This is a genomic window from Gelidibacter japonicus (genome assembly GCF_010725055.1).
Classification (GTDB): Bacteria; Bacteroidota; Bacteroidia; order Flavobacteriales; family Flavobacteriaceae; genus Gelidibacter; species Gelidibacter japonicus.
The window spans coordinates 1-20,429 of sequence record NZ_BJKB01000023.1; the positions used below are offsets into that span (position 1 = coordinate 1).

Annotated in this window: 26 protein-coding genes; 25 read left to right on the top strand and 1 reads right to left on the bottom strand. The window is 36.9% G+C overall.

Going from position 1 to position 20,429, the window contains the following annotated elements:
• Nucleotides 1-65: 65 nt before the first annotated feature.
• Nucleotides 66-482 (bottom strand): HYC_CC_PP family protein, encoded by a 417-nt coding sequence (locus G6N06_RS17650; RefSeq protein ID WP_163518035.1) that lies wholly within the window; start codon nucleotides 480-482, stop codon nucleotides 66-68.
• A gap of 275 nt (nucleotides 483-757) precedes the next feature.
• Between G6N06_RS17650 and G6N06_RS20180 the strand changes: the two genes are divergently transcribed.
• From G6N06_RS20180 to G6N06_RS17775, 25 genes are all read left to right on the top strand, one after another.
• Entirely contained in the window at nucleotides 758-1,180 is a 423-nt protein-coding gene (locus tag G6N06_RS20180; protein WP_163518036.1) for an HYC_CC_PP family protein, read from the top strand.
• Nucleotides 1,181-1,349: 169 nt separating this feature from the next.
• A complete protein-coding gene (locus tag G6N06_RS17660; protein WP_163518037.1) occupies nucleotides 1,350-1,931 on the top strand; it encodes a helix-turn-helix domain-containing protein in 582 nt (193 codons plus the stop codon).
• 69 nt (nucleotides 1,932-2,000) lie between these two features.
• Nucleotides 2,001-2,603: a WG repeat-containing protein gene (locus G6N06_RS17665; RefSeq protein WP_163518038.1), complete on the top strand. Its 603-nt coding sequence runs from the start codon at nucleotides 2,001-2,003 to the stop codon at nucleotides 2,601-2,603.
• A 68-nt stretch (nucleotides 2,604-2,671) separates the two neighbouring features.
• On the top strand, nucleotides 2,672-2,875 hold the full coding sequence (locus G6N06_RS17670) for a membrane or secreted protein (RefSeq protein WP_092205778.1): 204 nt from the start codon (nucleotides 2,672-2,674) through the stop codon (nucleotides 2,873-2,875).
• Between the two features lie 176 nt (nucleotides 2,876-3,051).
• Nucleotides 3,052-3,321: a hypothetical protein gene (locus tag G6N06_RS17675; RefSeq protein ID WP_092205779.1), complete on the top strand. Its 270-nt coding sequence runs from the start codon at nucleotides 3,052-3,054 to the stop codon at nucleotides 3,319-3,321.
• An 11-nt stretch (nucleotides 3,322-3,332) separates the two neighbouring features.
• A complete protein-coding gene (locus tag G6N06_RS17680) occupies nucleotides 3,333-3,548 on the top strand; it encodes a heavy-metal-associated domain-containing protein (RefSeq protein ID WP_092205780.1) in 216 nt (71 codons plus the stop codon).
• 22 nt (nucleotides 3,549-3,570) lie between these two features.
• Nucleotides 3,571-3,789: an SHOCT domain-containing protein gene (locus G6N06_RS17685; RefSeq protein WP_092205781.1), complete on the top strand. Its 219-nt coding sequence runs from the start codon at nucleotides 3,571-3,573 to the stop codon at nucleotides 3,787-3,789.
• A 17-nt stretch (nucleotides 3,790-3,806) separates the two neighbouring features.
• Nucleotides 3,807-4,082 (top strand): DUF5676 family membrane protein, encoded by a 276-nt coding sequence (locus G6N06_RS17690; RefSeq protein ID WP_092205782.1) that lies wholly within the window; start codon nucleotides 3,807-3,809, stop codon nucleotides 4,080-4,082.
• A 107-nt stretch (nucleotides 4,083-4,189) separates the two neighbouring features.
• Nucleotides 4,190-4,990, top strand: a complete 801-nt coding sequence (locus tag G6N06_RS17695) for an AlbA family DNA-binding domain-containing protein (RefSeq protein ID WP_092205783.1) — start codon at nucleotides 4,190-4,192, stop codon at nucleotides 4,988-4,990.
• A gap of 4 nt (nucleotides 4,991-4,994) precedes the next feature.
• Complete coding sequence (locus G6N06_RS17700) at nucleotides 4,995-5,702, top strand: lycopene cyclase domain-containing protein (protein WP_092205784.1); 708 nt, start codon at nucleotides 4,995-4,997, stop codon at nucleotides 5,700-5,702.
• 16 nt (nucleotides 5,703-5,718) lie between these two features.
• A complete protein-coding gene (locus tag G6N06_RS17705) occupies nucleotides 5,719-6,234 on the top strand; it encodes a hypothetical protein (RefSeq protein ID WP_163518039.1) in 516 nt (171 codons plus the stop codon).
• A gap of 29 nt (nucleotides 6,235-6,263) precedes the next feature.
• The gene (locus G6N06_RS17710) at nucleotides 6,264-6,725 is read left to right on the top strand and encodes a universal stress protein (RefSeq protein ID WP_083645375.1); all 462 of its coding nucleotides are present in this window, start codon (nucleotides 6,264-6,266) and stop codon (nucleotides 6,723-6,725) included.
• Nucleotides 6,722-8,077, top strand: coding sequence for an NAD(P)/FAD-dependent oxidoreductase (locus G6N06_RS17715; RefSeq protein WP_163518040.1), 1,356 nt, complete (start codon nucleotides 6,722-6,724; stop codon nucleotides 8,075-8,077). Before G6N06_RS17710 ends, G6N06_RS17715 begins: the two co-directional genes overlap by 4 nt.
• A 20-nt stretch (nucleotides 8,078-8,097) precedes the next feature.
• The gene (locus G6N06_RS17720) at nucleotides 8,098-9,111 is read left to right on the top strand and encodes a type II glyceraldehyde-3-phosphate dehydrogenase (RefSeq protein WP_163518041.1); all 1,014 of its coding nucleotides are present in this window, start codon (nucleotides 8,098-8,100) and stop codon (nucleotides 9,109-9,111) included.
• Between the two features lie 11 nt (nucleotides 9,112-9,122).
• On the top strand, nucleotides 9,123-10,184 hold the full coding sequence (locus G6N06_RS17725; RefSeq protein WP_163518042.1) for a class I fructose-bisphosphate aldolase: 1,062 nt from the start codon (nucleotides 9,123-9,125) through the stop codon (nucleotides 10,182-10,184).
• A 38-nt stretch (nucleotides 10,185-10,222) separates the two neighbouring features.
• Nucleotides 10,223-11,158, top strand: coding sequence for an alpha/beta fold hydrolase (locus tag G6N06_RS17730; protein ID WP_163518043.1), 936 nt, complete (start codon nucleotides 10,223-10,225; stop codon nucleotides 11,156-11,158).
• 3 nt (nucleotides 11,159-11,161) lie between these two features.
• On the top strand, nucleotides 11,162-11,992 hold the full coding sequence (locus G6N06_RS17735; RefSeq protein WP_163518044.1) for a universal stress protein: 831 nt from the start codon (nucleotides 11,162-11,164) through the stop codon (nucleotides 11,990-11,992).
• Between the two features lie 2 nt (nucleotides 11,993-11,994).
• The gene (locus G6N06_RS17740; RefSeq protein WP_163518045.1) at nucleotides 11,995-12,837 is read left to right on the top strand and encodes a restriction endonuclease; all 843 of its coding nucleotides are present in this window, start codon (nucleotides 11,995-11,997) and stop codon (nucleotides 12,835-12,837) included.
• Nucleotides 12,838-12,879: 42 nt separating this feature from the next.
• Nucleotides 12,880-13,134, top strand: coding sequence for a hypothetical protein (locus tag G6N06_RS17745; protein ID WP_163518046.1), 255 nt, complete (start codon nucleotides 12,880-12,882; stop codon nucleotides 13,132-13,134).
• 54 nt (nucleotides 13,135-13,188) lie between these two features.
• Nucleotides 13,189-14,562 carry an MBL fold metallo-hydrolase RNA specificity domain-containing protein gene (locus G6N06_RS17750; RefSeq protein WP_163518047.1) on the top strand — a complete coding sequence of 458 codons (1,374 nt, stop codon included), beginning with the start codon at nucleotides 13,189-13,191 and terminating at the stop codon, nucleotides 14,560-14,562.
• 18 nt (nucleotides 14,563-14,580) lie between these two features.
• Nucleotides 14,581-15,120, top strand: a complete 540-nt coding sequence (locus G6N06_RS17755) for an AAA family ATPase (protein ID WP_163518048.1) — start codon at nucleotides 14,581-14,583, stop codon at nucleotides 15,118-15,120.
• A 191-nt stretch (nucleotides 15,121-15,311) separates the two neighbouring features.
• Nucleotides 15,312-15,890, top strand: coding sequence for a hypothetical protein (locus G6N06_RS17760; protein ID WP_240338102.1), 579 nt, complete (start codon nucleotides 15,312-15,314; stop codon nucleotides 15,888-15,890).
• 4 nt (nucleotides 15,891-15,894) lie between these two features.
• Nucleotides 15,895-16,188: a phosphoribosylpyrophosphate synthetase gene (locus G6N06_RS17765; RefSeq protein ID WP_163518049.1), complete on the top strand. Its 294-nt coding sequence runs from the start codon at nucleotides 15,895-15,897 to the stop codon at nucleotides 16,186-16,188.
• A gap of 18 nt (nucleotides 16,189-16,206) precedes the next feature.
• Nucleotides 16,207-18,264, top strand: a complete 2,058-nt coding sequence (locus tag G6N06_RS17770) for a copper-translocating P-type ATPase (RefSeq protein ID WP_163518050.1) — start codon at nucleotides 16,207-16,209, stop codon at nucleotides 18,262-18,264.
• Nucleotides 18,265-19,470 carry an MFS transporter gene (locus G6N06_RS17775; protein ID WP_163518051.1) on the top strand — a complete coding sequence of 402 codons (1,206 nt, stop codon included), beginning with the start codon at nucleotides 18,265-18,267 and terminating at the stop codon, nucleotides 19,468-19,470.
• Nucleotides 19,471-20,429: the final 959 nt, after the last annotated feature.

Consider the following 20,429-nt stretch of genomic DNA (forward strand, 5'->3'; position numbering starts at 1 on the left):
AAAATGGTAAGAACCAAAGGGCTAATTTTCCGTTCCGATAATTATCGGATCGGAACTGTTTAAAATCAAATTAAATAAGTCTCGTGTAGCTTTTGTATATCCCGTATGAGAAAGGGAGGATTATAGTCTTTAAAAGGAATGATGTTTTCATCGAGTCCTTCAAAAAGATTGATATACGAATAGAAAAAGGCGGCAACAAAAACTTGTTGGACTTTATCTAAAGTATGAAACGACATTTTTAAATCATCTTGCCCTTCAACGATAACTTCCACATCATTACAGCAATCTTTTTTTGAAATATCACATTCTGTTGACGGCAAATGGTTATGGACTTCCATGCCGCAAGTTTCAACATCACCGAAAAAAGATGAATCCACTAAAATATCACCACAATAATGACTCTCAACAGTAAAAGAAACCGTTGAAAGTAACACAAGAAGTGCTAAACTGAATGTCGATATTTTATGAAAAATCTTTTTCATTGAGTACAAATATATAATAAATTAATTATAATTTATGCTTTTAACTAATATTTTGGATTTTAAAAATTGATTTAATACGTCAAGACCCCATGACGATTTTTCTTTAAGGAACAATAAAAGTCGATCAATGTGATAACATGATATATATCATTTTTATTTCCAACTATATAAATTATTTTTGGTATAACCGATATAATTATTAATTTAGTAATTAGCACTTTAATGTTACAAAACCTTTCAAATGCTTATTAAACAATAATGCTTACCTTTAGGATGTGAAACCTATTTCCACTAAAATATTGTCCTTTTTTTTAGCAGTGACTATTCTGTTTACCACTACTTCTTTTACAGTAGATATGCACTTTTGCTGTAATCAATTAGTGGATATGACTTTTTTTGGTAAAGCACGAACCTGTACGGTCATGGGTCAGGAAAAGAACGATAATTCTAAGCACTGCACTTCGATACAAGAAAAAGACTGCTGTGATAGTCACACAGTGGTAAAGGAAGGGGATGATACTTTTCAAAAATCAAATACCATATCAGAAATCAAAACTCTGGTTTTCTTAAATACTTACTTCTACACTTATATCCACCTTTTTGAAGGTTTAGATAGTAAAGTCATTTCTTTTCAGACCTACAGGCCTCCGCTCATATCCACAGATATAATTATTCTCAACGAGACCTTTTTAATTTAGAATTTACATTGCAGATTGAATTTAATCTGCATTACCTCTATAGCCACGGTTTCCTTCCTGGCTATCATTTGTCGTACGTTATTCTCGGCGACATCATCCATCACTAACCTAGACAGGCTTATGCCTTTCAACTCATAGAGTTAAACTCAATGACAAAACATTATGTGCTATGCGTAAGGAAAAAGAATTTTGGATTAAAAATATGGTCTGTAACCGCTGCTTAAAAGTAATTAAGCAAGAATTACAAGAACTTGAAGTATCGGTGCTTTCCTTGGAATTAGGAAGGTTGCTGGTAGAAGCACCAAAAAAAGCGAACAATGAAATTATCGATGCCGTTACAAGTGTACTTCACGCCAATGATTTTGAAATTGTTCAGAATGAAGAAGAAATGCTCACAGAAAGAATCAAGATTATTCTAATTGAACAATTGCAAGAACTGCCGTTACACATTAAGGTAAAAACATCTGAACTATTGGCTTCAAGACTTCATAAAGATTACAAGACATTGAGCAGATTATTTTCAGCCAACCAACAGACAACCATTGAAAAGTACTTTATCAAATTAAAAATAGAGAAAGTCAAAGAGCTCATTCAGCTTAAACAACATTCCTTTTCAGATATAGGATATTTATTGGACTACAGTAGTGTAAACCACCTGTCTAGACAGTTTAAAGACGTTGTTGGTATGAGTATGACCGATTATAAAAATACTGAAAACTGGAAACGAAGTTTTTATGATGAAATTATATAGATAACAACGAAAGTTGTGCAGATAAATGCCTGTGCCAGTTGTTAATTTTACCGTATTAAATCTAAAAAAATGAAAAAACTACTCATCACATTAGTTTTGATTCCTTTTCTGGGGATTGCACAAACTATAGAAAATATAGATTATATCTCGCCCTTTAATAATGACGTGGCTGCGATTAAAAAAGGAAACGAATGGGGATTCATTGACCGCGATGGGCAATTAACCGTTGATTTTCGAAATGATTTAGTGCTAACTAAAACGGAAAATGCTGCCTATCCCATATTCAGTAATGGGAAATGCTTAATTGCCCATCAAAAAAACGGTGTTCTTTATTATGGTTATATCGATAAAAGTGGGAAAACCGTCATTACACCACAATTTCTCAATGCCAACAACTTTCAATATGGCAAAGCCTTGGCGTTAAAAGTTGAAAAAGAAACCATTGGGTATAATGACATTTTCAAAAAAGACGTGGTTAGCTACCATTATTTCGAATTGGTTATAGATGAAGAAGGAAAGACCACCGACCATTTAACGAAATTGGCCATTCACGTATCACCCAAAAATAAGGACAATAAAAACCCACCTGCCATAACATCTAAATTGATTTCGGAAAATTTAGTAGCAATTAAAGGTAGTAACAAGAAATGGCGTGTTAAAAAAATTGAATGATAATGAAAACGTATTCAATAAATAAGAAATTAAAATAAATGTTTAATTCAAATAAATAAACTTAAAAAATGAAACTTATAGTAATCACTTTTATCCTTGTGGGATTGGCATTTGCAGGAATAGCAATAAAACTTTGGGCAAAAAAAGACGGCAAGTTTGCCGGAACTTGCGCAAGCCAAAACCCTATGCTTAATAAAAATGGAGAGCAATGTGGATTTTGTGGCAAAACTCCTGAACAATTTAAAGACTGCGACGAACCTAAACATTCTTAATAGACAGTTTACTGGCATAAAAATGGCCGGTCAAATTGTATAGAGGATGGCCATATTTATGAATATGATAGGCGAAAAAGAAATAAACACACACCATTGAATGATTAAGATTTAGGCTACGTGTTTACTTCTAAAGACAACTATTAATATATTAATAACTAAAAAAAACTAAAACAATGAAAAACAATCACTGGATATGGATGCTCATAGGCTGTGGGTTGCCATTATTGCTCATTTTTTTGGCACCTTCATTTGGTATAGGAGGTGGTTCATCACTTTTTATTTTCATCATTTTTATGTTTGCCTGTCATTTATTTATGCCCCACGGCTCGCATCGACACGGTGGGCATAACCATTCACAGCATAAACAAAATGATGAAACCAAAAATGGTAAAAAAGCACCATCTGCAAAAGCTGAAGAGCAGCACAAAGGACACAAACATTAACAACAAAAGCAATGAAACAAAAATTTCAAATAAACGGAATCAGTTGCGGAGGCTGTGTAGCTAGGGTAAAAGACACCCTGGAAGCACACCCCAATATAGAAAAAGCAGAGATTTTCTTGGCACCAAAAGGTGCTTCACTTATCACGATGAATGCAGCACTTTCGGTTGCCGACTTACAAGAACAACTCGATGAGCTCAATGGTTATACAATTACAGAAATAAATTAATAACAATCTAAAATTTAAAATTATGCATTATTACGACGGACATTTTGGCGGAATGCACCTAATATGGTGGATTATATGGGTCATCTTACTCGCGTGGATATTTTTTATCCCGGCAGATATCCCTTATCAAAAAACAAAGAAGGACAGCCCACTGAATATTCTTAAAAACCGCTTTGCAAAAGGCGAAATATCCAAGGAAGAATTTGAAGAATCAAAAAAGATTTTAAAATCAGACAGCTAACTTAAAACTTTAAAATTATGTATCGATTAAACGTAAAAAAACTCGGATTTGCTTTCGGTCTTACTGGAGCACTAATTTACTTGGGTTGTATGATAGTAATGGCTACAGCAGGACGGGAAGGCACAATCGCCTTTTTCAATAGCTTATTGCACGGCTTGGATACTACCAATATCATTAGAATGGATGTTCCTGTATTAGAAGTGTTAATGGGAATAGTGCAAACTTTTATTCTTTGGTGGCTAATAGGTGCCTGTATTGGAGGTTTTTATAATACCCAAATTAAAAAGAGATGATTTGTCATTCCTGAAATAAGAATTTTATTCATTCCGGTTTAGTGTATGCCTCTATCAAGAATATTTAAAAGGTATTCCAACACCGCTTGAATTAAGAAAACAACTATATGAAAAGTAGTACCACTTATAGAAATATCAAGACCATTTTGACTCATTTGTTAATTGGGGCAGGCATTTTTTATTTCCTGGTACACCCTTTTACAATGGTACTCTATTGGTTTGAATACAGTGATACAACCTTATCATTCTCTTTGTTCCAAGAAATCTTAATTGAACGCTTTTTGGAATCCTTCACTTTCGATATGCAGGGAATGGGCGGCCTCTTAACTTTATTGGGGGGATTCTTGGGGATAGTTTCAGGTTTGTTTTGGATAACACTGAAAAAGAAAAATGAACTTATAGGCGCACAACAGCGATTACTTGTTCGTGATATTGAAGAATTAATCGAATCTGGCGAAAATGAACGAGTAGAATTTAAGTCTTCCATACGTTATGACTATTACCGTAAATCTACCAATCGCGACCTAGAAGTGATTATAGCCAAAACCATCACAGGGTTTATGAACGCAAAAGGCGGGAAATTAATAATTGGTGTTGATGACGAAGGAAATGTTCTGGGACTGGAAAAAGATTATAAAACCCTAAAGCACAAAAACAGGGATGGGTATGAACGTGAGGTGTTCAGGATTATTTCTACACAATTGGGTCACGAGGCTTGTTTCAGCAACCATATTTCATTCTACGATATTAATGAAAAAGATGTTTGCGTAGTGGATATCGAACCTTCGGAAAAACCCATTTATGTCAACGATACCGAAAACACCACATTCTATGTGCGTACTGGTAATGCAACCTACCCATTGACGGTTAAGGAAGCTGTTAATTATTTAGAAAATAGAAAACAATAGGTCTATGCAATACGTCTGGTTTATATGGTCTCTCATTATTCTTGCACTTTGGGCAGTTATTTTCTTGTCTAAAAAAGGGAATAGAAAAGAAATGCTTAAAATGAGCCTTATTACAATGCCCTTTGGTTTAACAGAACCATTATTTGTTCCAGAATATTGGATGCCACCTTCACTGTTTGATTTGGCGGAAAAAACAGGTTTTGATATTGAAAGTTTAATCTTCTCTTTCGCCATAGGTGGTATTGGTACGGTACTCTACAATCTTATTTTTAAAAGAGGTCTTGCCCGCATACCGCATAGCGAACGAAGTCATAGCAGGCACCGATTGCATATTTATTTACTTTTTACGCCAGCATACGTGTTCATCATTCTAGCGCTATTTACGTCGCTCAATCACATTTATTGCGGCATTATAGCTTTGTTCATAGGTGGGTTAGCAACCCTTTATTGTCGTCCGGATTTAAAAGGAAAGATATGGGTTGGGGGAATTCTTTTTACGGTATTGTACTTCATTTATTTCGGAAGTATCCTTCCATTTTATCCGCAATATGTTGAGCTGTACTGGAACCTTGACAGCCTAACCCATATTCTGGTTCTGGGAATCCCCTTTGAAGAATTATTGTTCGCCTTCACCTTTGGAATGTACTGGTCTGGATTGTACGAACACATCTATTGGCGAAAACTTATACACTTAAATAAAGCACGTAATTAATTTAAAACTATATAAAATGAAACAAATCCCTTTAAATAAAAAAAACAGTAAGATGCAAGTCATAGTCCGTAAAAACCCAGTGGAAAAGATTTATCGATTGTCCATAGGTCTTGTAATGCTTTTATTGCTCTCAATGTTGCTTCTATCTTGTGCCGACAAGAACAAAGAAGTTACTGAAAGTGCACTACAGTCAAATACCGAAGTCTCTAAAAAGATAAAAGAAAAGAATTCTGCTGCCCAAAACTATGAAATTGTCCCAAACGACAAAGTGTGTATGGTAAACGACAGGTTTATGGGCGTAACGCAAATACCTATTGAAGCCAACGGAACTACTTATTACGGTTGTTGTGAAAATTGTGTTGAAAAATTACAGAAAAATCTGGGTGATGTCCGTTTTGGCGTAAACCCTCTTAATGATTCAAAAGTAGATAAAGCTTCGGCAATTATTGTTCAGGATAAAAACAGCGGAAGTGTTTTTTACTTCATATCGAAAGAAGATGCCCAAACATTTATAAACAAGAATAAGGCATAGGACATCTCAATTAATAACACCTTCAAATTATGAAAATTGTATTGGCCATAGATGGTTCAGATTTTAGTAAAGTAGCCATTAACGAGCTTAAGAAAATGACTTTATCCTCAAATAGTGAAATTCATATTATAAATGTTTATGAAGTTCCTAAAACAACCAGTCTGGGATTGCATACTATGGGCGGCAAGATAGGAAATTACATAGAAGAAATTAAAAGTAACGCTCAAAAATTGGGAAACAAAATCGTTTCAGAGGCTTCCGATAAAATCAAGGCCGAAAACAAAGCACTTACCATAACCACAAGCGTTGTTAGCGGACTGCCCAAAAGTATTATTAATGAAAAAGCAGAAGATTGGGGTGCAGATTTAATTGTAGTAGGCTCTCAGGGTCTCGGTGCTTTTTCTCGCTTAGTATTGGGCTCTGTATCCCAATATTTGACCACAAATGCCAAATGTTCAGTACTGATTGCAAGAGATAGAAATAAAAAATGAAAGAAAAGCAAACACATAGCATTAAATTAGAATCCACTTGTAAGATAACAGATGAGATATGTCTCCCCGATACTAAATTACCTCGTGTGGTTATCGTTGGTGGTGGGTTTGCAGGTTTGGCATTGGTTGAGAAACTGAAACACAAAGAAGTTCAAGTGGTTTTACTCGATAAAAATAACTTCCATCAGTTTCAGCCTTTATTGTATCAAGTGGCAACGAGTGCCCTGGAGCCTGACAGTATTGTATTTCCATTCAGAAAACAAATCAATGGCTATAAAAATGTTTTCTTTCGTTTGGCTGAAGTTGAGGAAATTCAACCTGATTCAAATACTATATTGACCAATAAGGGAAGTATTTCTTATGACTATTTAGTGTTGGCTACTGGCACGACCACCAATTTCTTTGGGATGGATTCTGTGGCCGAAAATAGTTTGGGGATGAAGGATATTCGCGATTCCCTCAACATCCGTCATATGATGTTGCAAAATTTGGAACAGGCAGCTATTACTTGTGATGATGAAGAACGCGACGCGTTGACAAATTTTGTAATAGTAGGTGGTGGTCCAGCAGGCGTAGAAATGGCAGGAGCTTTGGCAGAGTTTTGCAAATATATCCTTCCCAAAGATTACCCAGAGTACCCTTCTTCCATTATGAATATTTATTTAATAGAAGCCATTGATGAGTTGTTAAGCACGATGTCAGACAAGGCATCATCGAAAACCCTCAAATATTTAGAAGATTTGAATGTAAAGGTATTATTAAATGAAGCTGTAAGCAATTATGATGGAAAAGAAGTCACTATCAAAAGTGGTAAGACCATTTTGGCTAAAAATCTTATCTGGACGGCTGGCGTAAAAGGACAATTCCCAAAAGGTATTGATGAAAAACACGTGGTCAAGGGCAACCGTATAAAAACTGATTCATTTCTAATGGTTGAAGGATACAAAAATATATTTGCCATTGGCGATATTGCAGCTGTAATTTCAAAAGAAACACCGAAAGGGCATCCACAAGTAGCCCAGACAGCTATTCAGCAAGGTAAATGGTTGGGTAATTCACTATTAAAAATCATTAAGAACAAGTCCCCAAAACCTTTCGAATATAAAGACAAGGGTTCTTTGGCAACTGTAGGAAAACGTAAAGCAGTAGCCGACTTGGGAAAAATGAAGTTTGCTGGCTATTTCGCTTGGTTGCTATGGTCAATTGTACACCTGATGTCCATAAGCGGATTTAGAAATAGATTGATGGTTGGTTTTAATTGGGCGGTAAGTTATTTCACTTATGAAAAGAGCAACCGCTTGATTATTAGAAATTTTAAGCCAAAATCATTAATCGATAATACAGAAGAATAACTAATTAAAACAAAATTTATATGAAAGAAATAGGAGTTATAGGATACGGAGTCATAGGAAAAAGAGTGGCAGATGCCATTAGTTTACAAGACGATATGAATCTCACAGGCGTGTGCGATGTCATCAGTGATTGGCGCTTGCAGAACGCTCTGAGAAAAGAGTATGATATCTATGCGGCAACCGCCGAAGCCGCAAAGGAAATGAAGGCTTCCGGTATTTCGATAAAGGGCAGTTTACAGGATCTATTGGATAAAGTAGATCTGGTAGTCGATTGTACCCCCAAAAAAATAGCAGCACAAAATGTGAAAATCTATAAAGAGAAAGGACTCAAGTTTATTGTCCAGGGTGGCGAAAAACACGAAACCACTGGTCATTCCTTTAGCGCTGAAAACAATTACAAATCGGCATTAAACATAGATGCCACAAGAGTTGTTTCCTGCAACACCACCTCTATCTTAAGAACATTGACCGCTTTAAAAAGAGCTGACTTATTGGATTATGCCAGAGGGACACTTTTAAGAAGAGCTACAGACCCTTGGGAAAGCCATTTAGGGGGTATTATGAACACAATGGTTCCCGAAAGAGACATCCCAAGCCATCAAGGTCCCGACGCGCAAAGTGTTGACCCTGATCTCAATGTCATCACTACTGCAATAAAGGTACCCCAAACCTTAAGCCATTTACATTACTGGAATGTGAAATTAAAAAAACAGGCCTCGAAGGAAGAGGTGCTGAATGCCTTTAAAACCTCCAGTCGCATCAAACTAATACAATATGATCAAGGTTTGGTTTCCAACAACACTATTAAAGAAATGTTTTTGGATATGGGAAGACCTTGGGGCGATATGTATGAAGTGGTCCTCTGGGAAGATATGCTGAAAGTGGTGGGCGATGAACTTTTCTATGCCTACGTAGTCGATAACCAAGCTATTGTAATCCCTGAAACCATTGATGCCATTCGCGCACTTACTGGAATTGAAACTGATCCAAACAAATCTATCGAAAAGACCAATGAAAGTCTAGGAATCAAATAAATTCATCTAAAATGAAAACAAATATAAATATTACAGAACTTTTAGGGGAAAAAGCAGCCTTGTATTTAGATCACGTTTGTGAAAAAATAACAAAGGATGAATTGCAAACCCCAAGTAAGAATAGTCTTGACAAGGTATTTGGCAATAGCAACAGAAATCCACAGGTACTACGAAGTCTTGCCCAATTGTATAACCACGGAAATCTTGGTGGGACAGGCTACTTGAGTATTCTACCTGTGGACCAAGGCATTGAACATAGTGCAGCCTTTTCATTCTATAAAAACCCTGACTATTTTGACCCCGAGAATATTATAAAACTGGCAATAGAATCAGGGTGCAATGGTGTGGCATCAACCTTTGGCGTATTGGGATTGAACGCTCGAAAATACGCCCATAAAATCCCGTTTATTGTAAAGATTAATCACAACGAATTGCTCACCTACCCCAATAAATATGACCAAACATTATTTGGAAAAGTAAAAAATGCTTGGGATATGGGAGCCGTTGCCGTGGGGGCCACCATTTATTTTGGTTCCAAAGAAAGCAACAGGCAACTCAACGAAATAGCCGAAGCTTTTGGAGAAGCCCATAGTTTAGGAATGGCTACCATTTTATGGTGTTATACCCGTAACGAAGCTTTTAAAACCGAAAAAGAAGATTACCACGCCGCTGCCGATGTAACCGGACAGGCCAACCATATCGGAGTAACCATTCAGGCAGATATCATTAAACAAAAATTACCGACCAATAATTTCGGATTTAGAGAAATAGGATTCGGAAAATATGACGATGCCATGTATGACGCGTTGACTACAGACCATCCCATTGACCTTTGCAGGTTACAGGTAGCAAATTGTTATATGGGCAAAATAGGACTAATAAATTCAGGTGGTGGTTCTAAAGGAGAATCTGATTTAGTTGAGGCAATAACTACAGCGGTAATCAATAAAAGAGCTGGAGGTTCCGGATTGATAATGGGACGAAAAGCATTTCAAAAACCTTTTGGCGAAGGGGTTAAATTAATTAGAACTGTGCAAAGTGTTTATTTAGATCATCATATCAATATAGCATAATTAATAAACGAATAAAAAAATTGATTCATATTTTTATAATGACAATACTAGTCATATCCATATTAATCTTCTTTCCTGTTATAGCCATAGCAGGCTATCAGCATTATAATATTATTAAGCAACCAGCCTATAATGCCAACAAGATGCCATTGAACTATGAAATTGTAGGATCTGGAGAAAACAAACTTGTTCTGTTACATGGATTAACAGGTTCATTAAATTATTGGAAGCGTGATTTGGAAAATATTACCAAAACACATTCTTTGCTTCTAATAGACCTTCTTGGCTTTGGCGATTCGCCAAAACCAAATAGCAGCTATGCACTTTCCATTCAATTGGCTGCTGTTGAGTTGATTCTCAAAAAAGAGGGTTTCAATGATGGAAAAACAGTTATTGCTGGACATTCTATGGGCGCCATTATTTCCTTGGCGCTCATGGAACAACAGCCAACTTGGTTTAAAGCAATCATCTTTATAAGCATCCCAGTCTATAAAGATGCTAATGATTTCAGAAAAACGATGTCTACCAAGTCCTTTTCTCACAGGATTACTACAAGCAAGATTTCTAAATATCTCTGTATGATTCATCCTCTTTTTATGACACGCGCATTTAAACCGGATAATCTTACGGATAATGTTTTTGAAGATTCCAAAAAGCATCATTGGCAGAGTTATTATTATTCACTCACTGAGGTAATTTTAAAATCAGATTTATATGCGATTGCAAGGAAAATTAAGGATAAACGGGTGCTTTTCATCCACGGAGAAAAGGACACCACAGCGCCTTTGGAAAAGGCTTTAAGTTTATCAAGGGTCTTTTCAAATACAGAAATTATTATTTCTCCTGAAGGAGACCATCAGTTTTTTCTGAAAGAAGCAGATTTTGTATGGAAGACAATCCAAGAGTTTACTGTTTCATATAAAAAATCACAAAAACAATATTTATTGAGTACTAATAAAATTAAAAACTATTAAACCATGAAAAACATTCTCGTACCTACAGACTTTTCAGAAAACTGCAATAAAGCAGCAGAACTCGGAATCAAATTAGCTAAGCTTTATAATTCAGAGATCCATTTTTTTCATTTAATGAAAACGCCAGTTGACTGGGTAAAGTTGGATCTACAAAAGGAAATGCAGTATCCCGAAACAGTAAAACAAATAGGAAGTGCTAAAGCTGCCCTGAGAGAACTGGATAAAAAAGCAGAACGAGAAGGACTAAAAAGTAGAACCTTCTTGGAGTTTGATGGCGGACAGGCCAATATCCTTAAACATTCAGGGCATTTCCATCACGACTTTATAGTTACGGGAAGTAGCGGCACCCAAGGCGGCGTACGTGAATTACTGGGTAGCAATGTCGAAAAAATAGTGAGAAGAGCCGATGTGCCAGTAATTGTGGTCAAGCATCAAGAAGTATCCTTCCCATTCAAGGATATCGTTTTTGTTTCAGATTTCTCAGAAGATGTCAGCGAAGCATTTAAACATGTTATTTCGATTGCGGAAAAATGTGGAGCGCATATTCATTTATTGAGAGTCAATACTGAAACAGACTTTAATAGTATTGACCAGGGGCTAAACCCGATCAAAGAATTCCTGAAAAAACTTCCCGATTTGGACAAGTTCTCAATGAATGTATATAACGAACCTGATGTAGAAACAGGCATAAACAATTTTTTAAAGTATAAAGATGCCGATTTGATCGCTATATGTACCAATGGACGTACTGGTTTTTTAAGCCTGTTTTCCAAGAGTATCGCTGAAGGTGTAACTAATCGTTCCGAATTACCGGTGATGACCATTAAAGTATAACAATGAATAAATCAATTATAATAAAAAAATATTCTGGTGAATACCAAGTTTTTGATGTAAACAAACTCATCAACTCCCTGCGACGTTCGCGGGCAGATGAGGATATTGTTCAGGATATAGCCCGTAAGGTACATGAGCAGATTGAAGAAGGGATGTCAACCAAAAAAATCTATCAATTGGCATTCAGGATGCTAAAGGCTAAATCGCGGGTAAGTGCGTCAAAGTACAAGCTTAAAAAGGCTTTGATGGAACTGGGACCTACTGGTTTTCCATTTGAAAGGATGGTAGGCCAGCTATTGGCACACGAAGGATTTGCAACAGAGGTTGGTGTGATAGTTCAGGGCAATTGTGTGCAGCACGAAGTAGATGTGATAGCCCAAAAAGACAGTAAGCATTATATGATTGAATGTAAATACCATAGCGATCAAGGACGGTTCTGCAATGTGAAAATACCATTATATATCCATTCGAGATTTTTGGATGTAGAGAAACAATGGGAGCGGCAAAAGGAGCACGAATCTAAACTTCATAAAGGAGGCCTGTACACCAATACACGCTTTACAAGTGATGCCTTACAATATGGTAAATGTGTGGGATTATTATTGACAAGTTGGGATTATCCACGGGGCGATGGTTTAAAAGAGAGAATAGACAAATCCGGTCTGCACCCATTGACCGCTTTAACCACGCTGACTAAAGCTGAAAAAACAAAGTTGCTGGACAAAGGAATCGTACTCTGTAAAGAGCTTCACGAAAATCCTGCGTTGTTAGAGCATATAGGAGTCGATAAAAAAAGGCACAAAAATATTTTAGAAGATTCAAAAGAGCTATGTAAAAGCACTTAAGAGTTAATGATATAAAAGTTCAACAATCTTAAAATAAAACAGATGAAAACAGATGAAACCCAAAAACAGAACCATATAGATTTGGAGCCATTTTACCAAGCACTGGAAGATGACCCAAAACTACTTGAAGAAGCCCTTGAAATATTATTGGGGATGGTAAACTTCGAATCTAAGTCCGTAAAGAAGTTGGCGCTTATTATCAAAGAGGACTCCCGCAATCTATATAATGAAATAGCGGAATTGAGCAAATCGATCCAAGATAAAGGAAACACGGCCTCTTGTTGTGGTGGCCACTAAATGTTGGAGTGGCAATTAGTACAACTTATTTAATCATTCTAATAACAACTACAAATGAAAACCAATAACATAAACATCCACTTTCTGGGAGCAGCAGGTACGGTAACTGGCTCAAAATATTTAGTAGACACAGGAGATAGAAAAATACTGATAGACTGTGGACTTTTTCAAGGGCTAAAGGAATTACGAATTAAAAACTGGGAGTATCCACCTGTAAAAGTTTCCGAAATTGATATGGTATTGCTTACGCACGGCCATTTGGATCACACAGGTTATCTGCCAAGGTTGGTGAAACATGGTTTCAATGGGCCAATATATGGTACCAATCCCACGTTGGCCATTGCAAAAATCATACTCAATGATAGTGCAAAAATACAGGAACAGGAAGCTGAACGTGCCAACAAGGATGGCTATTCCAAACACCAACCTGCACAACCACTCTACGATTTAAATGATGTAGAAAAAACCATTCCACATTTCAAGAACGTTCCACAATCCCAATGGCTTCCTTTATTTGATGGAATCAGAGCTCGTTTTCAATACAACGGACATATTCTGGGTGCTACGTTCATCGAGTTGGATGTTCATGGAAAACGCTTCGTATTTTCGGGAGATATCGGAAGAACCAATGATTTATTGCTCTATCCTCCCCTGAAACCTAAAAAAGCTGATGTCCTATTTATAGAATCGACATACGGAGGCAGGTTTCATCCTGATGAAGTGGAAGCACTTCCACAAATTGAAAAACTGGTCAACGACACTGTTAATAAAGGTGGCAGCCTGTTTATCCCAAGCTTTTCGGTAGAACGCGCGCAACTGATGATGCTGATTTTCTGGAAATTACTCAAAGAGAACAAAATTCCCAAAGTACAAATGATAATGGACAGCCCAATGGGAGCCAATGTTTTGGAACTCTTCTACCGTACCGGAGATTGGCATAGGCTGAACGAGAATGAATGTGATGAAATGTGTTCGCACTTTACGGTCGTGAGCAGTTATCGAGAAACAATGGAATTGCGGACTGACAATAAGCCAAAAATCGTGATCGCAGGAAGCGGAATGCTTACAGGTGGCAGAATGCTCAACTATTTGGAAACACAGGCACAAAACCCTAACAACACTTTGCTCTTCGTCGGGTATCAAGCAGAAGGAACCCGTGGAAGAAAGTTATTGGAAGGTGATAAGGAATTGAAAGTGTATGGAAAATGGGTGCCATTTAACATGGAGGTCGCAGAAATTCAAGGGCTTTCCGCACACGCAGATCACACAGAACTTATGGATTGGATGCGCAAAATTAAAAATAAACCAGAGCGAATCTTTATCGTACACGGCGAGAAAGAAAGTGCGGAAGCCCTTCAAAAAGGGATAAAGGAAACCTATGGTTGGGATGCTGAAATCCCACAACTATATAGTATCGAAAATGTATAACTTTTTAATCATTCAAAAATGCAAATAAAGAGAGCATACACCAACTGGCATGTAATAACAGGTGGTCCGAGCACTGGAAAAACTACTGTCATAAATATGTTAGATGAAAGAGGCTATAATACCACCATTGAGCATGCCAGGCACTATATAGACACCATGCGTATCGAAGGTCAGACGGTAGAAGACCTAAAAAAAAATAAAAGAAAATTTCAATTAGGTGTTTTGGATATGCAAATTGAACAAGAAAATGCCATCCAGCCAGAGGATTTAGTTTTTTTGGACAGGGCCATACCAGATGCTATGGCATACTATCAATTTCTAATGTTGGACTACGATGAGAAATTACTTGATGCAGTTAAAAATACCAGTTATAAAAAAATATTCATTTTAGACCGATTGCCATTCATCAAAGACTATGCAAGAACCGAAGATGAGGAAGATCAAAAGAAAATTCATCAATTAATAATAGAGGTTTACACGTCTCTGGGTTTTCCAATTATTCATGTTCCGGTTTTGCCGCCAAATGAACGTGTAGAATTTATTTTAAATAATATATAATAGCAATGATTATAAAGATAATTGAACCTGTATTTAGATTTAATCTATAAATTAAATTGTTTCGAATAACGATGAAAATATTTATCAACTTTAATTCAAAACATCATGGATCATTTACTAAATCTATAATGTTACCTGCACTATTATTCTATTTCGTTTTAGGCTTTACAAGTATAGTGGCCCAAAACGAAATGCTCATCGGGCAAATTGCAGACAGATTTGTCGTTCGCGAAAATTTTGATAAAGGAGGGGTGTTTCTTAACAAACAAACCTTTGAAGCAGGGAACGTAATTGCTGAAAATGGATATTATGAAATCGAGGTAATTACGGAACTGTTTGACAATGACAAAAAATCAACCGACAAATACACCACGACCTATCGCTGTAAACCCGATGAAGGGAGTATAATGGTAATGGCTTTTCCATTTTCCAAACCAAAATCAAAGGAAACCACAATTAGCACGACATCTAAAAATTTTAAAGAACTCTACGATTTGGAAAACCTGGAAAATATAGAACTTGAAATGAGCTTTGACTCGGGCCTGTTAAACTTTTTTGGTTCAAAAAGCATCATAAAGATTTACGACCGAAAATTAGAGAATAATAAAAACAATATCACATCGAAAATTAATATAAAGGCCTATGCGCTCGGCTTTCGTATTAAACAACTCAACTATATTGTTAACGAGAAATTAAATAAAAAAGGTTTATTGACCTTTCAGAAATTTACCGAAGCCGATGGTAGTTATTTTATATTGAACTATAAATAAAGAAATGAAAAATTACGACACCCTGTCTGAAGCCATAAATGACTTACAGGCCAATGATTACCCCTATGACTTCAACTTAAATCCTGAATGCTTGGAGTGTCCTTCTCTGAAAATTGAGATCCGACCAGAAGATTTTAAAGTAGATAAAATCTATCGCTTTGAAGGCATGAGTAGTACTGATGATAATAGTGTTTTATATGCTATATCCTCCAAAGATGGGATTAAAGGACTTCTGGTAGATGCCTACGGCGTCTATGCTGAAAACATTTCAGAAACAATGAGAACAAAATTACGCTAACAAACAAACTATACTATAATGGAAAATCACGAAAATCACAATCACGACAAAATGGATCATTCAAAAAAGAAACAAAAAAAAGGAGATCATTCAGGTCACAATCCAGGACACGGAGAAATGGGCCATGACCATCACGAAATGATGATTGCCGACTTTAGAAAGCGGTTTTGGATAACACTTGTACTCACTATTCCCATAATTATCATCTCACCAATGATTCATGGCCTTTTTGGTTTTGAGATACTTCTCCCAGGAAACCAATACATATTATTTGCTCTTTCTTCCGTAGTATATTTCTATGGTGGCTGGCCGTTTTTAAAAGGAATCTGGTCAGAAGTCAAAGAAGGTGCTCCTGGAATGATGACGCTTATTGCTATGGCCATTACCGTAGCCTATGTATATAGTTCAGCAACGGTGTTTGGACTTGAAGGCGTCGATTTCTTTTGGGAGCTGGCGACGCTAATAGCTATTATGCTTGTCGGACACTGGATAGAAATGAGAAGTGTTTTAGGCGCTTCAAAAGCATTGCAACTTTTAGTAAGCATGATGCCAGCCGAAGCACATCGCATCACAGGCGATACCGTAGAAGACATACCACTCGAAGATTTATTAATAGACGACATCATTTTAGTTAGGCCTGGCGAGAAGGTTCCTGCCGATGGAATTATTATTGAAGGCTCAAGTTATTTAAATGAATCTATGCTTACAGGAGAGTCAAAACCTGTGAAAAAAGATGAAAAGGATAAAGTCATCGGAGGCTCGGTAAACGGCAATGGTAGCCTAAAGATAAAGGTAGAGCATACGGGCAAAGACAGCTACCTTAACAAGGTCATCACAATGGTAGAGGAAGCGCAAAAGACCAAATCTAAAATGCAAAACCTTTCAGACAGGGCTGCAAAATGGTTGACCTATATTGCTTTGGCCATTGGTTTTGGAACATTGGCCGTTTGGTTGATGCTTGGGTTTCCATTTGTATTTGCATTGGAAAGAATGGTTACCGTGATGGTGATTGCCTGTCCGCACGCATTGGGTCTTGCCATACCTTTGGTAGTTGCCATTTCGACTGCTGTTTCAGCTCAAAACGGATTATTAATTCGCAACAGGACCGCTTTTGAAGAATCACGTAAAATATCTGTTTTGATTTTTGATAAAACAGGAACGCTTACCAAAGGTGATTTTGGGGTGACACGTATTGAATCTGTAAATGAAAAATTTTCAAAAGAGGAAATATTGCGCCTTGCAAGTGCTCTGGAACTAAGTTCAGAACATCCTATTGCCGTTGGTATTATTAAAAAAGTAAAAGAAGATAATATCACCATTCCCAATCCTGAAAACTTTAATGCTATTACTGGTAAAGGCGTAGAGGCAAGTGTAGAGGGTAAGGATATTAAAGTGGTTAGTCCTGGTTATTTAAGGGATGAAAAAATTACCATCCCCAAAGATGCTTATAGTGATGCCGCTGAAACTGTTGTATTCGTATTAATCGATGGACAACTGGCGGGGTATATCGCTCTTGCCGATGAGATTAGACCAGAATCTGCGGAAGCTATAAAAGTATTTAAAAAGAACAATATAAAAGTTTTGATGGCAACTGGCGACAATGAAATAACTGCCAAAGCTGTAAGCGATAGCCTTGGTCTGGATGGCTATTATGCCGAAGTGTTACCACACCAAAAAGTAGAAATTGTAGAAGAGTTACAAAATAAAGGAGAGTTTGTAGCTATGACGGGCGATGGCGTAAACGATGCACCCGCACTTGCCAAAGCTGATGTAGGCATCGCTGTTGGCTCTGGTACTGATGTAGCTGCTGAAACTGCCGATATTATTCTTGTAAACAGTAACCCACAGGATATATCCAACTTAATATTATTTGGTAAAGCGACCTACAATAAAATGATTCAGAATCTAATTTGGGCAACAGGATATAACGTTGTAGCTATTCCCCTAGCTGCTGGTATTCTCTATACTTCAGGTTTTGTATTGGGACCAGCTATCGCAGCTGTATTTATGAGTTTGAGTACAATTATTGTGGCAATTAATGCACAATTATTAAAGCGAAAAATCGGTAAAAAATAAATGGGTAGGAAAGAAAAACTCAACAGGATATCTTTAATCCTGTTGAGTTTATTCGTAGTGATGTTGGGCTATGGTATCTTATTGCCAACCCTTCCTTACTATACCGAAAGATTAGCATTAAAAGACAATCTTGATACAAACCTTATCAATTTTCATATTGGATTGCTCACAAGCATTTATCCATTTTTCCAATTACTATTTGTGGTGGTTTGGGGAAGGCTATCAGACAATTACGGTCGTAAACCTATTATCATTTGTGGCCTTATTGGTTTTGTAATTATGCAATTACTTACCGGTCTTGCTACATCATTAACGATGCTATATGTTGCTCGCATCTTTGGTGGTATTTTTACGTCATCAGTTATTCCAGTTAGCAACGCATATTTGAGCGACATTACTTCTGAAAAACGAAGAACAAAGATAATGGCCTGGTCTGGTGTTGCAATAAGTTCTGGGGTTATTTTTGGTCCTGTTATTGGTGGGTTACTTTCACAAACTGACCTTCATTTACAATATTCTTTTGGTCTGCTACATTTAGACCGATTTTCAACGCCATTTCTTTTCGCAGCACTACTAGGATTGATTGTCCTATTTATTGTTATGAAATGGTTAAAAAACACTACACGTGTACATAAGTTCACAACCCAAAAAGTGAGGTTGCGATTCACATTTACCAAATATTTTGCCGTATTACTGGTTCTGTCGTTTGTCATCCAATTTGTAGTAACGCTGTTTGAAACCGTCTTTTCAATATATGGGAAAGATGAATTAGGGTTTAACAGCAAACAGTTGGGTTTAGGTTTTATGCTGTGTGGTTCTGTGATGACCGTTTTACAGCCTGTATTTGCTAGTTATGGTGAGAAGTTTTTATCGCCTAAAAAGCAAATTGCCATTGGGTTCCTAATAGCCGGAGTATCCTTGATTGCTTTTCCTTTTTTTACAAGTGAATTCTTGGTATATGGATTAATCATTATGTTTGCTGCTGGTGGTGCTTTGGTAACGCCAAACTTGTTATCAGCAGTATCATTGACATCTAAAGAAAATACAGGTAGAAATATATCCATACAAAGCTCAACAGGTAGCGTAGGTCAGATTTTAGGTCCTGTTGTAGGTACTTGGCTGATTGCAGATAGTTTTTACTATCCGTTTATTATAGCCGGATTAATAGTTATAATTTCAATTGGATTAGTCCGATTTGTCACTTAAAACTTTTAAAATTGAAATTCCAAATAAAAAAACTCCATACAGCTTTACTTAAATATAATGAATTATAAATCAGGTGCGTAATTCGGTGCGTAATTAGAAATATATTATTTTAATTGTTTGATTTTCAATAACTTAATTATTTAAAGATAGTTCCTCTTTCTCCGCAAAAGGAAACCCACGACGAAAGTTGTGGGTTTTTTATTTGGTGCAACGACTCAAGCCCCTTTAGCTTGAAAGGAGTGGAACCAAATAAAAAACACAGCATCGCCTTTTTCTGGCGATGCGCGGGTTTCTATGCTTGCACAGGATTTCCTTTTGGGCATCAACGACGTTAATCCCTCTTTCTCCGCAAAAGGAAACCCACGACGAAAGTTGTGGGTTTTTTATTTGGTGCAACGACTCAAGCCCCTTTAGCTTGAAAGGAGTGGAACCAAATAAAAAACACAGCATCGCCTTTTTCTGGCGATGCGCGGGTTTCTATGCTTGCACAGGATTTCCTTTTGGGCATCAACGACGTTAATCCCTCTTTCTCCGCAAAAGGAAACCCACGACGAAAGTTGTGGGTTTTTTATTTGGTGCAACGACTCAAGCCCCTTTAGCTTGAAAGGAGTGGAACCAAATAAAAAACACAGCATCGCCTTTTTCTGGCGATGCGCGGGTTTCTATGCTTGCACAGGATTTCCTTTTGGGCATCAACGACATTAATCCTCTTTCTCCGCAAAAGCCCCCCTACGGGCACCAACTGGATGAAAATAAGTCTAATTTAGACCAATGCATCGACCTTTTTTAAATGTCATCATTTAATAGTTAAACCACATGGCTTTTATGTGCCTTTATCCTGCCTTTATCCTGCCTTTATCCTGCCACTAGACAAGACATTGACCCGTCCTATGACCCGTCCTAAAATAGCTATACAGATTATTAATTAAATCCTGTTATAGTTATACAAATACTAAAAT

Bases quoted from the DNA above. Each gene is read 5' to 3' on its own strand.
- G6N06_RS17670 (WP_092205778.1), top strand. From the start codon at position 2,672: ATGAAACTTATAGTAATCACTTTTATCCTTGTGGGATTGGCATTTGCA.
- G6N06_RS17775 (WP_163518051.1), top strand. From the start codon at position 18,265: ATGGGTAGGAAAGAAAAACTCAACAGGATATCTTTAATCCTGTTGAGT.
- G6N06_RS17700 (WP_092205784.1), top strand. From the start codon at position 4,995: ATGCAATACGTCTGGTTTATATGGTCTCTCATTATTCTTGCACTTTGG.
- G6N06_RS17725 (WP_163518042.1), top strand. From the start codon at position 9,123: ATGAAAACAAATATAAATATTACAGAACTTTTAGGGGAAAAAGCAGCC.
- G6N06_RS17745 (WP_163518046.1), top strand. From the start codon at position 12,880: ATGAAAACAGATGAAACCCAAAAACAGAACCATATAGATTTGGAGCCA.
- G6N06_RS17710 (WP_083645375.1), top strand. From the start codon at position 6,264: ATGAAAATTGTATTGGCCATAGATGGTTCAGATTTTAGTAAAGTAGCC.
- G6N06_RS17760 (WP_240338102.1), top strand. From the start codon at position 15,312: ATGCTCATCGGGCAAATTGCAGACAGATTTGTCGTTCGCGAAAATTTT.
- G6N06_RS17770 (WP_163518050.1), top strand. From the start codon at position 16,207: ATGGAAAATCACGAAAATCACAATCACGACAAAATGGATCATTCAAAA.
- G6N06_RS17685 (WP_092205781.1), top strand. From the start codon at position 3,571: ATGCATTATTACGACGGACATTTTGGCGGAATGCACCTAATATGGTGG.
- G6N06_RS17680 (WP_092205780.1), top strand. From the start codon at position 3,333: ATGAAACAAAAATTTCAAATAAACGGAATCAGTTGCGGAGGCTGTGTA.
- G6N06_RS17740 (WP_163518045.1), top strand. From the start codon at position 11,995: ATGAATAAATCAATTATAATAAAAAAATATTCTGGTGAATACCAAGTT.
- G6N06_RS17705 (WP_163518039.1), top strand. From the start codon at position 5,719: ATGAAACAAATCCCTTTAAATAAAAAAAACAGTAAGATGCAAGTCATA.
- G6N06_RS17690 (WP_092205782.1), top strand. From the start codon at position 3,807: ATGTATCGATTAAACGTAAAAAAACTCGGATTTGCTTTCGGTCTTACT.
- G6N06_RS17675 (WP_092205779.1), top strand. From the start codon at position 3,052: ATGAAAAACAATCACTGGATATGGATGCTCATAGGCTGTGGGTTGCCA.
- G6N06_RS17730 (WP_163518043.1), top strand. From the start codon at position 10,223: ATGACAATACTAGTCATATCCATATTAATCTTCTTTCCTGTTATAGCC.
- G6N06_RS17650 (WP_163518035.1), bottom strand. From the start codon at position 482: ATGAAAAAGATTTTTCATAAAATATCGACATTCAGTTTAGCACTTCTT.
- G6N06_RS17765 (WP_163518049.1), top strand. From the start codon at position 15,895: ATGAAAAATTACGACACCCTGTCTGAAGCCATAAATGACTTACAGGCC.
- G6N06_RS17750 (WP_163518047.1), top strand. From the start codon at position 13,189: ATGAAAACCAATAACATAAACATCCACTTTCTGGGAGCAGCAGGTACG.
- G6N06_RS17720 (WP_163518041.1), top strand. From the start codon at position 8,098: ATGAAAGAAATAGGAGTTATAGGATACGGAGTCATAGGAAAAAGAGTG.
- G6N06_RS17735 (WP_163518044.1), top strand. From the start codon at position 11,162: ATGAAAAACATTCTCGTACCTACAGACTTTTCAGAAAACTGCAATAAA.
- G6N06_RS17695 (WP_092205783.1), top strand. From the start codon at position 4,190: ATGAAAAGTAGTACCACTTATAGAAATATCAAGACCATTTTGACTCAT.
- G6N06_RS17755 (WP_163518048.1), top strand. From the start codon at position 14,581: ATGCAAATAAAGAGAGCATACACCAACTGGCATGTAATAACAGGTGGT.
- G6N06_RS17715 (WP_163518040.1), top strand. From the start codon at position 6,722: ATGAAAGAAAAGCAAACACATAGCATTAAATTAGAATCCACTTGTAAG.
- G6N06_RS17665 (WP_163518038.1), top strand. From the start codon at position 2,001: ATGAAAAAACTACTCATCACATTAGTTTTGATTCCTTTTCTGGGGATT.
- G6N06_RS17660 (WP_163518037.1), top strand. From the start codon at position 1,350: ATGCGTAAGGAAAAAGAATTTTGGATTAAAAATATGGTCTGTAACCGC.